The following is an 11,598-nucleotide window of genomic DNA, read 5'->3' on the forward strand; positions in this document are numbered from 1 at the left end:
CCATCGACCGCACCCTTGGCGTCGCCACCGCGCAGGGGTTCCGCGCAGCCGGTGTCGCGGCGGGCATCAAGACCAACGGCAAGCCCGACCTGACGCTGGTGGTCAACGAGGGCCCGACCACCCACGCGGCGGGCGTGTTCACCCGCAACAAGGTCAAGGCCGCGCCCGTGCTGTGGTCGCAGCAGGTGCTCACCACCGGCAAGCTCAAGGCCGTCGTCCTCAACTCCGGCGGCGCCAACGCCTGCACCGGCCCCGAGGGCTTCCAGGACGCGCACGCCACCGCCGAGAAGGTCGCCGACGTGCTGGGGATCGGCGCGATCGACGTGGCCGTGTGCTCCACCGGCCTCATCGGCGAGCGGCTGCCGATGGACGCGGTCAAGTCCGGTGTCGACGCCGCGGCGAAGGAACTGGCCCACGGCAAGGACGCCAGCCTCGCCGCCGCCACCGCCGTCATGACCACCGACACCGTCCCCAAGCAGACCGCGTTCGTGCACGCCGACGGCTGGGCCATCGGCGGGTTCGCCAAGGGCGCGGGCATGTGCGCGCCGAACATGGCCACGATGCTGTCGGTCATCACCACCGACGCCCTGATCGACCCGTCGGCGGTCGAGCCCGCGCTGCGCACCGCCGTCGAGTTCACCTTCAACCGGCTCGACGTCGACGGCGGCACGTCCACCAACGACACCGTCCTGCTACTGGCCTCCGGCGCGTCCGACGTCGCCGTGACCGAGGCCGAGTTCACCGAGGCGCTCACCGCTGTCTGCGCCGACCTTGTCGCCCAGCTCCAGGCCGACGCCGAAGGCGTCACCAAGCACGTGACGATCACCGTCAACGGCGCCGCCAACGACAGCGAGGCGCTGGCCACGGCGCGGATCGTCGCCCAGGACAACCTGTGCAAGACCGCGTTCTTCGCCTCCGACCCCAACTGGGGCCGCATCGCGATGGCCGTCGGCAACGCGCCGACCGACTTCGACCAGCAGAAGCTCGACATCACGATCAACGGCGCGCAGGTCTGCAAGGCGGGCGGGCGCGGGGTCGACCGGACCGAGGCCGACCTGTCGGGCCGCGACATCGAGATCGTGATCGACCTGCACGCGGGCGACGGCACGGGGACCATCCTCACGACAGACCTCTCCCATGCCTACGTTGAAGAGAACAGCGCGTATTCATCGTGAACGAAGCGACTGAGAAAGCGAATGTGCTGATCGAGGCGCTGCCGTGGCTGCGGCGCTTCCACGGCGCGCTCGTCGTCGTCAAGTACGGCGGCAACGCCATGATCGACGACACGCTCAAGCGCGCGTTCGCCGAGGACATGGTGTTCCTGCGGCTCGCGGGCCTGCGGCCGGTCGTCGTGCACGGCGGCGGCCCGCAGATCAGCGCCATGCTGAAGCGGCTGGGCATCGCGGGCCGGTTCGAGGCGGGCCTGCGGGTCACCGACGCCGAGACGATGGACGTCGTGCGGATGGTGCTGACCGGCCAGGTCAGCCGGGAGCTCGTCGGCCTGATCAACCAGCACGGCCCGCACGCCGTCGGCATCTCCGGCGAGGACGCGCACCTGTTCACCGCCGAGCGCCGCACCGCCGTGGTCGACGGCGCCGAGATCGACCTCGGCCAGGTCGGCGACGTCGTCCACGTCAACCCGGACGCGGTGCTCGACATCGTCAACGCGGGCCGCATCCCCGTGGTGTCCACGGTCGCGCCCGACCGCGACGGCCTGCCGCACAACGTCAACGCCGACACCGCCGCCGCCGCGCTCGCGATCGCGCTGAAGGCGGAGAAGCTCGTCGTGCTGACCGACGTCGAGGGCCTCTACGCGAACTGGCCGGACAAGTCGTCGCTGCTGCACGAGATCCGGGCCGCCGAGCTGGAGAAGCTGCTGCCCGGCCTGGAGAGCGGCATGGTGCCGAAGATGGAGGCGTGCCTGCGCGCGGTCACCGGCGGGGTGCCGAAGGCGCACGTCATCGACGGCAGGCTCGCGCACTCGGTTCTGCTCGAAGTGTTCACCAGCAGCGGCGTCGGCACGATGGTGCTGCCGGACGAGGGGGAGTCATGATCGAATCCAATGTGGACGGCCAGGCGCGGTGGAAGTCCGCGCTGATGAACAACTACGGCACGCCCGCACTGTCGATCGTGCGCGGCGAGGGCGCCTACCTGTGGGACGCCGACGGCACCCGCTACCTCGACCTGGTCGGCGGCATCGCCACCAGCGCGCTCGGCCACGCACACCCCGCGGTCATCGAGGCCGTCACCAAGCAGATCGCGACGCTGAGCCACACCTCGAACCTCTACATCAACCCGGTCGCCGTCGAACTGGCCGAGACGCTGCTCGACGTGGCGGGGCTGACCGGCAACGCCAAGGTGCTGTTCACCAACTCCGGCGCCGAGGCCGTCGAGGCCGCGTTCAAGCTGACCCGGCTCACCGGCAGGCCCAACGTCGTCGCGTGCCACGGCGCCTTCCACGGCCGCACGATGGGCGCGCTGTCGCTCACCGGGCAGCCCGCGAAGAGCACCCCGTTCCAGCCGCTCGTCCCGAACGTCACGCACATCCCGTTCGGTGACGTCGACGCCCTTCGGGAGGCTGTGGACAACTCCACCGCCGCCGTCTTCATCGAGCCTATTCTTGGTGAGGGCGGCGTCATCCCGGCTCCGGACGGTTTCCTGCAGGCGGCGCGGGAGATCACCACGAAGGCGGGCGCGCTGCTCGTGCTCGACGAGGTGCAGACCGGCATCGGCAGGCTCGGCGGGTGGTTCTCGTTCCAGCAGGCGGGCATCACGCCCGACGTGTTCACGCTGGCCAAGAACCTGGGCGGCGGGCTGCCGCTCGGGGCCTGCGTCGGTGTGGGCGCCGCGGCCGACCTGTTCGGCCCCGGCCACCACGGCACCACCTTCGGCGGCAACCCGGTGGCGTGCGCGGCGGGGCTGGCGGTCATCCGCACGCTGTCCGCCGACGGCTTGCTCGACCACGTCGCCGCGCTGGGCAAGGACATCACAGCGGGCGTCGAGGCACTCGACCACCCGCTGGTCAGCGGCGTGCGCGGGCGCGGGCTGCTGCTCGGGATCGGACTGGCCAAGCCGGTGTCCGGTGCCGTGGCCGACGCCGCCCTCAAGGCGGGCTTCCTGGTCAACAACGTCCAGCCCGACGCCGTGCGGCTCGCCCCGCCGCTGATCCTCACCGACGCGCAGGCGGGCGAGTTCCTGTCCGCGCTGCCCGCGATCCTCGACACCGCGGCCCAGGAGTGACCATGAGCATCCGCCACTTCGTCCGCGACGACGACCTGACCCCCGCCGAGCAGCGGGAGGTCCTCACCCTGGCCAAGATCCTCAAGGGCGCGCCCCTCGCGCAGCGGCCGCTGGAGGGCAAGTCCGTCGCGACGATCTTCGAGAAGAACTCCACGCGGACGCGCCTGTCGTTCGAGGTCGGCATCCAGCAGCTCGGCGGCCAGCCGATCGTCGTGGACGGCCGCACCATGCAGCTCGGCCGCGAGGAGACCATCGAGGACACCTCGCGGGTGCTGTCGCGCTACGTCGACATGGTCGTGTGGCGCACCTACGCGCAGAAGCGGATCGAGGCGATGGCCTCGGCCTCGACCGTGCCGGTGATCAACGCGCTCACCGACGAGTTCCACCCGTGCCAGGTCCTGGCCGACCTCATGACCATCGAGGAACGCCACGGCAAGCTCGCCGGTGTCACCGCCACCTACCTCGGCGACGGTGCCAACAACATGGCCCACTCGCTGCTGCTCGGCGGCGCCACCGCGGGCATGCACGTGCGGATCGTCGCGCCGGAGGGCTTCCTGCCGGTCGCCGACTTCGTCCTCGCCGCCAAGCACCGGGCCGCCGACACCGGCGGCAGCGTCACCCTGCTCACCGACCCGCACGCCGCCGTCGACGGCGCCGACGTGCTCGTCACCGACACGTGGACGTCGATGGGCCAGGAGAACGACGGCAAGGACCGGGTGTCGCCGTTCCGCAAGCTCCAGGTCAACGCCGAGCTGCTGGAACGCGCCGCCCCCGGCGCGATCGTGCTGCACTGCCTGCCCGCGCACCGCGGCTGGGAGATCACCGACGAGGTGATCGACGGCCCGGCGAGCGCGGTGTGGGACGAGGCGGAGAACCGGCTGCACTCGCAGAAGGCGCTCATGGCGTGGCTGGTGGACCGATGACCAGCTCAACCCGCGCCGCGCGGCAGGCCCGCATCGTCGAGCTGGTGACCGACCGCGCCATCCGCAGCCAGACCGAACTGGCCACCCTGCTCGGCGCCGAGGGCATCGACGTCACCCAGGCCACGCTGTCGCGCGACCTCGACGAACTCGGCGCGGTCAAGCTCCGCGGCGTCGACGGCGGCGCCCCCACCTACGTCATCCCCGAGGACGGAAGCCCGGTGCGTGGAGTGCAAGGCGGCACCGACCGCCTGGTCCGCCTGCTCAGCGAGCTGCTCGTCTCCGCCGACGGCTCGGCCAACCTCACCGTGCTGCGAACCCCGCCCGGTGCGGCGGGCTTCCTGGCCAGCGCGATCGACCGGGCCGCGCTGGTCGACGTGGTCGGCACGATCGCGGGCGACGACACCCTCGTGGTGATCGTCCGGGAACCACTCACCGGGCTGGACATGGCCGAACGCTTCACCGCGATGGCCTCCCGCACTAACGGAACAGACTTGTCGAAACAAGGAGATAGCAATGAGTGACAGGGTGGTGCTGGCCTACTCGGGTGGGCTGGACACGTCGGTGGCCATCGGGTGGATCGCCGAGGAGACCGGTGCCGAGGTCGTCGCCGTGGCGGTCGACGTCGGCCAGGGCGGCGAGGATCTCGACACGATCCGCAAGCGCGCGCTCGAGTGCGGCGCCGTCGAGGCCGTCGTCGTCGACGCCCGCGACGAGTTCGCCGAGCAGTACTGCCTGCCCACGCTGCAGGCCAACGCGCTCTACATGGACCGCTACCCGCTGGTGTCGGCGATCTCCCGCCCGGTGATCGTCAAGCACCTGGTCGACGCGGCCAAGTTCCACGGCGCCACCACCGTCTCGCACGGCTGCACCGGCAAGGGCAACGACCAGGTCCGCTTCGAGGTCGGCATCGGCGCGCTCGCCCCCGAGCTGAAGGTCGTCGCCCCGGTCCGCGACTTCGCCTGGACCCGCGAGAAGGCCATCGCGTGGGCCGAGGACCGCAACCTGCCCATCGACGTGTCGAAGAAGTCCCCGTACTCCATCGACCAGAACGTCTGGGGCCGCGCGGTCGAGACCGGCTTCCTCGAGGACATCTGGAACTCCCCGATCGAGGACGTCTACTCCTACACGGCGAACCCGGCCGAGCCCCGCGACGCCGACGAGGTGATCATCACCTTCGACAAGGGCGTCCCCGTGGCCATCGACGGCGAGACCGTCACCGTGCTGCAGTCCATCCAGGAACTCAACCGCCGCGCGGGCGCCCAGGGCATCGGCAGGCTCGACATGGTCGAGGACCGGCTCGTGGGCATCAAGAGCCGCGAGGTCTACGAGGCCCCCGGCGCCATCGCCCTGATGACCGCGCACGCTGAGCTGGAGAACGTCACCGTCGAGCGCGACCTGGCCCGCTTCAAGCGGACCGTCTCGCAGCGCTGGGCCGAGTTGGTCTACGACGGCCTCTGGTTCTCCCCGCTGAAGTACGCCCTGGACGCCTTCATCGCCGAAACCCAGCAGCACGTGTCGGGCGACGTCCGCCTGACCCTGCACGGCGGCCGCGCGGTTGTGACGGGCCGCAAGTCGGACCAGTCGCTGTACGACTTCAACCTGGCCACCTACGACGAGGGCGACACCTTCGACCAGACGCTGGCCAAGGGCTTCGTCCAGCTGTGGGGCCTCCCCAGCAAGATCGCCGCCAAGCGCTCAGGCCACTAGCCAGCCCAGCCCGAACATTCCACATCGGGCCGAACCATCCACAGCCCAAGCGCACGCAGCCCCAAACGCCCCTACCCCCGATAGACTGGCCAGGGGCCGTCCCCCCGGGAAGGGTGGGGGCTGCGTGCGGGGCGTTCGAGTCCAGAAAGGACTGTCGTGACCGAGCAGGAACCCACCGCACTGTGGGGTGGGCGCTTCACGTCCGGCCCCGCCGAAGCCATGGCCGCACTCAGCCTGTCGACCCACTTCGACTGGCGGCTGGCCCGCTACGACATCGCCGGTTCCCGAGCCCACGCGCGGGTCCTGCACGGCGCGAACCTCCTCACCGACGACGAACTCGCGGGCATGATCGAGGCGCTGGACGCCCTGGAGACCGACGTGGTCTCCGGGGCGTTCACCCCGGTCCCCGCCGACGAGGACGTCCACACCGCCCTCGAACGCGGCCTCATCGACCGCGCGGGTCCCGACCTCGGCGGCAAGCTCCGCGCGGGCCGCTCCCGCAACGACCAGATCGCCACCCTCTTCCGCATGTACCTGCGCGACGCCGCCAGGTTCGTCGCGGGCGGCACGCTCGACGTGGTCGAGGCCCTGCTCTTCCAGGCCCAGACCCACCCGAACGCGCCCATGCCGGGCCGCACCCACCTGCAGCACGCCCAGCCCGTCCTGCTCGCCCACCACCTGCTGGCCCACACCCAGGCCCTGCTCCGCGACGTCGACCGGCTGCGCGACTGGGACAAGCGCACCGCCGTCTCGCCCTACGGAGCGGGCGCCCTCGCGGGCAGCTCGCTTGGCCTCGACCCGGCCGCCGTCGCCGCCGAACTCGGCTTCGACGCGCCGACCGAGAACTCGATCGACGGCACCGCGTCGCGGGACTTCGCCGCCGAGTTCGCCTTCATCGTGGCGATGCTCGGGGTCAACCTGTCCAGGATCTCCGAGGAGATCATCATCTGGACCACCGCCGAATTCGCCTACGCCACGCTGCACGACTCGTGGGCCACCGGCAGCTCGATCATGCCGCAGAAGAAGAACCCCGACGTCGCCGAACTCGCCCGCGGCAAGTCCGGCCGCCTGATCGGCAACCTGTCCGGCCTGCTCGCCACTCTCAAGGCCCAGCCGCTGGCGTACAACCGCGACCTGCAGGAGGACAAGGAACCGGTCTTCGACTCCGTCGACCAGCTCACCCTCCTGCTGCCCGCGCTCGCGGGCCTGATCTCCACCCTGACCTTCCACACCGACCGCCTCGCCGAGCTCGCGCCCGCGGGCTTCACCCTGGCCACCGACATCGCCGAGTGGCTGGTCCGCGAGGGCGTGCCGTTCCGCGTCGCCCACGAGGCCGCGGGGGAGTGCGTGCGCCGCGCCGAGTCGCGCGGGGTCGGCCTGGCCGACCTCACCGACGCCGAGTTCACCGCGGTCAACCCGGCGCTCACGCCCAAGGTGCGGGAAGTACTCACGGTCGAGGGATCAATCGCCTCGCGCGACGCGTACGGTGGGACCGCGCCGCAGCGGGTCGCGGAGCAGCGGGACCGGGTGGTGCGGCGGATCGAGGAGTACCGGACTTGGGCGGAACACAGCGCGTCCTGACACGGGACGAGTTAGCGGTCGACCCGGTCATCGCCGCCAAACGACTCTTGGGCTGTGTGCTCGAATCCCGGACCGCGGAAGGCATCGTCGCGGTCCGGCTCGTCGAGGTCGAGGCGTACCGCGGCGGCGACGACCCCGCGTCGCACTGCTACCGCGGCCGGACACCCCGCAACGAGGTGATGTTCGGCCCGGCGGGCCACCTGTACGTGTACTTCGTCTACGGCATGCACTTCTGCGCCAACGTGGTCTCGCTGACCGACGGCGTGCCCGGCGCGGTCCTGCTCCGCGCCGGGGAAGTCGTGTCCGGAGTGGACATCGCGAGGTCCCGCCGTCCCGCGTCGCGCAACGACCACGAACTGGCCAAGGGACCGGCCCGCCTCACCACGGTCCTCGGCCTCGAACGCCCGCAGAACGGCGTCGACCTGACCGACCCCGACTCACCGGTCCGCCTCCTCGCGGGCGAGCCGGTGCCGGAGGCCGACATCGCCTTCGGCCCACGCGTCGGCGTGGCGGTCGCGATGGACGTGCCGTGGCGCTTCTGGGTGGACGGCTCCCGCTCGGTCAGCGCGTACCGCCGGGGTGGAAAACAAGAACGGGGGCGCCGAAGCGCCCCCGTCCTTTAGTCCCTCATCAGCCGAGCTTGGTGATCCGGTTCGCCGGACCCGGGGAGACCGCCCCCGCGCCCAGGTGCGCCACCAGCGCGTCGACGTCGAAGCCGGGCGCGGTGACCCGGCCGGTGCCGACCGACAGCTTGGTGAAGCCGTCGCCGCCGTTGGCGAGGAAGTCGTTCGACGTGACCTTGTAGGTCGCCGCCGGGTCCAGCGGGACGCCGTTGAGGGCGATCGCCGAGACCCGCTCACCCGCGGGCAGCGTGGTGTTGTAGGAGTACGTGAAGCCCGCCGAGACCTGCAGGATGCGCTGCGCGGTCTGCCCCGCGAAGCCGACGAACTGCTGCTCCAGCACCTCCTTGACCTGGGCGCCGGTGAACGACTGCGTCACGACCAGGTTGTTGAACGGCTGGACGGTGAAGCACTCGCCGTAGGTGACGTCGCCCGCCGCCTCGCCGCCCGGCGAGAACGCGTAGGCCAGGTCGGCGCGGATGCCGCCCGGGTTCATGAACGCGATCTGCGCCTGCTGCGAGCTGGTGTAGGCCAGCTGCGCGTCGGCGATGACGTCGCCGAGCGGGCTCTCACCGGCGGCGTTGTTCGTCCGCGAGATGTCGGCGGTGATCTTGCCGACGACCTTGTTGGCCAGCGGCGCGACAGCCGCGCGGTACTTGTCGACGATGGCCTTCGCCTCGGCGTTGACGAGCTCCGGGTTGCGGATGAAGTTGCCCGCCGCGTCCTTGGCGTAGGTGCCGTCGGGCAGCTTGACGCCGTTCTCCGCGATCACGTTGCGCGCGCTCACCTCGGTGAACTTGCGGGTCTTGCGGTCGACGGAGAAGCCGATGTCGGTGACCAGGGTGCCGTTGGAACCCGCGCTGGTGACCACGGTGTTCGCGCCGGACGAGTTCGGCAGCGCGCAGCTGTAGAAGCGGTGCGTGTGGCCGGAGACGACCACGCCGTACTCCGGACGCAGGCCCGCGACGATGTTGGTGATCGGGCCCGCGAAGTTCGCGCAGCTCGACGGGTCCTGCGGGGTCGGGGGCGCGCTCTGCTGGCCGCCCTCGTGGATCAGCAGGACCAGCGACTTGATGCCGAGCAGGCTCAGCAGCCCGGCGTACTTGTTCGCGGTGGTCACCTCGTCGAGGAACTCGACGCTGGCGATGCCCGCCGGGTTGACGATGTTCGGGGTGCCCTTGAGGGTCATGCCCACGAACGCCACCGGCACACCGCCGACGACCTTGATGCTCACCGGGCTCAGGATCGGCAGCCGCGACTGCTTGTCGACCACGTTCGCGGCGAGGTACTTGTAGTCCGCGCCCTCGAAGCCATCGCCGTCCTGGCAGCCGTCAGTCGGGTGGCAGCCACCCTTCTGCAGGCGCTTGAGCTCGGTGACGCCCTCGTCGAACTCGTGGTTGCCGACCGAGGAGATGTCCAGGCCGAGCTTGGAGAGCACCTCGATCGACGGCTCGTCGTGGAACGCGGCGCTGATCAGCGGGGTGGCGCCGACCAGGTCACCGGCGCCGACGGTCAGCACCTTCTCGCCGTTGGCCTCGCCCTGCGCGCGCAGGCGGCCGACGTGCGTGGCCAGGTATTCCGCGCCACCGGCAGGCACGCCGTTGACCAGGCCGCCGCTGCCGACCGGGGGCTCCAGCGCGCCGTGGAAGTCGTTGAAGCCGAGCAGTCGGCCCTTGGCGACGCCCGACGGGCCGGGGTGGTTGTAGGCCACCTGCACGGGGGACATCGGAGTCCAAGCGTCGGCGGTCGGCACGCTGCTCGGCGAGGCGAGCGGGATCGCCACCGTCACCGCCGCCGCGAGCGCGGCGGGCATCGCGTAACGCAGAAGAGGTCTTGCACCTGGCACGGGGTCGCCTCCAGTCGAGAGTTCACAGACCAAGGCATCCTGCCCCCGTATGGCCGCTTGTGCATAGGAGTTGGCTGATCGGGCGACGACAGGCAGGCGAACAGCCGATGACGGCAATCCGCTCGCGCCCAGGTAGGGGGTGTGCGCGAAGATGACTGCCGTGAGTGAGCACATTCTCGACGAGCTGTCCTGGCGCGGCCTGATCGCGCAGTCCACCGACCTCGACGCACTGCGCCGGGATCTCGACGCGGGTCCGCTCACCCTCTATTGCGGATTCGACCCGACCGCGCCCAGCCTGCACGCGGGCAACCTCGTCCCCCTGCTGATGCTGCGCCGCTTCCAGAAGGCGGGCCACCAGCCGATCGTGCTGGCGGGCGGGGCGACGGGCATGATCGGCGACCCGCGCGACAGCGGTGAGCGCACCCTCAACACGACAGACGTCGTGGCCGAGTGGGCGGGCCGCATCCGCGGCCAGCTGGAGCGCTTCGTCGACTTCGACGACGTGAACGGGCCGGGGACGGGCGCCATCCTGGCCAACAACCTCGACTGGACCGGTGGGATGTCCGTGTTGGACTTCCTGCGCGACGTCGGCAAGCACTTCTCGATCAACGTGATGCTGTCGCGCGAGACGGTCAAGCGCAGGCTCGAGACCGACGGGATGTCCTACACGGAGTTCAGCTACCTGCTGCTGCAGTCGCACGACTACCTGCGCTTGCACCGGGCGCACGGCTGCAAGCTGCAGGTCGGCGGGTCCGACCAGTGGGGCAACATCATCGGCGGCGTCGACCTGGTCCGCCGGGTCGACGGGGCCTCGGTGCACGCGCTGACGGCGCCGCTGGTCACCGACGCCGAGGGCCGCAAGTTCGGCAAGTCCACCGGCGGCGGCAACGTCTGGCTCGACCCGGCGATGACCTCGCCGTACGCCTGGTACCAGTACTTCGTGAACGTGGGCGACGCCGACGTCGTGCGCTACCTGCGGCTGTTCACCTTCCTGGACCGGGAGGAGATCGAGGCGCTGGAGCAGGACACGACCGAGCGCCCGCACCTGCGGGCCGCGCAGAAGCGGCTGGCGGAGGAGTTCACGACGCTGGTCCACGGCGCGCACGAGACCCGGCAGGTCGTCGCGGCCAGCCAGGCGCTGTTCGGGCGCGGTGAACTGGCCGAACTGGACTTGTCCACGCTGGACGCGGCGATGTCCGAGGCGCCGACGGGGACGGCGCGGTTGGCCGACGAACCCACCATCGTCGACCTGCTGGTGGCCTCCGGGCTCGCGGAGAGCAGGGGAGCGGCGCGGCGCACGGTCGGTGAAGGTGGCGCGTACGTGAACAACGGCAAGGTCACCGACGAGGCGTGGACGCCGTCGAAGGAGGACCTGCTGCACGGGAAGTGGCTGGTCCTGCGCCGCGGCAAGCGCAACACCGCTGGAGTCGAAGTCCAGCCCTGAGCCCGTCCGAGTGGTGCCCCTGTGGCCGTCGATCCCTGGTGGATCGGCGGCCACAGCTGTTTCCGCAGGTCAGAGGGTCGGATACCTGATCTTCAGGAAAGTTCGTGTGATCGCGGTCACATTCACACCGGAGATCACGTGGGTTACGTTGTCTGTAGACCCGACACAGGGGCGGTGACCTGCGGTTTCCGTCCGGCGCGGGCGCCTGGGGGTGCGATTTGACCCCAGGTTTGCGCA

10 protein-coding genes are annotated in these 11,598 nt (G+C 70.6%); 9 read left to right on the forward strand and 1 reads right to left on the reverse strand.

Annotation, left to right across the window (positions count from 1 at the left end; translation table 11 throughout):
* Nucleotides 1-2: 2 nt before the first annotated feature.
* The 8 genes from argJ (at nt 3) to ACSHT8_RS34890 (ending at nt 8,074) form a co-directional block, all read left to right on the forward strand.
* Nucleotides 3-1,175: a bifunctional glutamate N-acetyltransferase/amino-acid acetyltransferase ArgJ gene (gene argJ, locus ACSHT8_RS34855; protein ID WP_436502253.1), complete on the forward strand. Its 1,173-nt coding sequence runs from the start codon at nt 3-5 to the stop codon at nt 1,173-1,175.
* Nucleotides 1,172-2,053, forward strand: coding sequence for an acetylglutamate kinase (gene argB / locus ACSHT8_RS34860; protein ID WP_436496399.1), 882 nt, complete (start codon nt 1,172-1,174; stop codon nt 2,051-2,053). The genes argJ and argB overlap by 4 nt, the downstream gene beginning before the upstream one ends.
* Nucleotides 2,050-3,240, forward strand: a complete 1,191-nt coding sequence (locus tag ACSHT8_RS34865; protein ID WP_436496401.1) for an acetylornithine transaminase — start codon at nt 2,050-2,052, stop codon at nt 3,238-3,240. Before argB ends, ACSHT8_RS34865 begins: the two co-directional genes overlap by 4 nt.
* Nucleotides 3,241-3,242: 2 nt before the next feature.
* A complete protein-coding gene (argF, locus tag ACSHT8_RS34870) occupies nt 3,243-4,163 on the forward strand; it encodes an ornithine carbamoyltransferase (RefSeq protein ID WP_436496403.1) in 921 nt (306 codons plus the stop codon).
* On the forward strand, nt 4,160-4,684 hold the full coding sequence (locus ACSHT8_RS34875; protein ID WP_436496405.1) for an arginine repressor: 525 nt from the start codon (nt 4,160-4,162) through the stop codon (nt 4,682-4,684). The genes argF and ACSHT8_RS34875 overlap by 4 nt, the downstream gene beginning before the upstream one ends.
* A complete protein-coding gene (locus ACSHT8_RS34880) occupies nt 4,677-5,870 on the forward strand; it encodes an argininosuccinate synthase (protein ID WP_436496407.1) in 1,194 nt (397 codons plus the stop codon). Before ACSHT8_RS34875 ends, ACSHT8_RS34880 begins: the two co-directional genes overlap by 8 nt.
* 156 nt (nt 5,871-6,026) lie before the next feature.
* The gene (argH, locus tag ACSHT8_RS34885) at nt 6,027-7,451 is read left to right on the forward strand and encodes an argininosuccinate lyase (RefSeq protein ID WP_436496409.1); all 1,425 of its coding nucleotides are present in this window, start codon (nt 6,027-6,029) and stop codon (nt 7,449-7,451) included.
* On the forward strand, nt 7,427-8,074 hold the full coding sequence (locus ACSHT8_RS34890) for a DNA-3-methyladenine glycosylase (protein ID WP_436496411.1): 648 nt from the start codon (nt 7,427-7,429) through the stop codon (nt 8,072-8,074). The genes argH and ACSHT8_RS34890 overlap by 25 nt, the downstream gene beginning before the upstream one ends.
* A gap of 7 nt (nt 8,075-8,081) precedes the next feature.
* On the opposite strand, the gene ACSHT8_RS34895 is transcribed toward ACSHT8_RS34890, so the two are convergent.
* Entirely contained in the window at nt 8,082-9,884 is a 1,803-nt protein-coding gene (locus ACSHT8_RS34895) for a bifunctional metallophosphatase/5'-nucleotidase (protein ID WP_436496413.1), read from the reverse strand.
* Between the two features lie 193 nt (nt 9,885-10,077).
* Here ACSHT8_RS34895 and tyrS point away from each other — a divergent pair, with 193 nt between their 5' ends.
* The gene (gene tyrS, locus ACSHT8_RS34900) at nt 10,078-11,361 is read left to right on the forward strand and encodes a tyrosine--tRNA ligase (RefSeq protein ID WP_436496415.1); all 1,284 of its coding nucleotides are present in this window, start codon (nt 10,078-10,080) and stop codon (nt 11,359-11,361) included.
* Nucleotides 11,362-11,598 lie beyond the last annotated feature (237 nt).

Origin of the sequence: Actinokineospora sp. HUAS TT18, from assembly GCF_051364635.1 — a bacterium.
Taxonomy (GTDB): domain Bacteria; phylum Actinomycetota; class Actinomycetes; order Mycobacteriales; family Pseudonocardiaceae; genus Actinokineospora.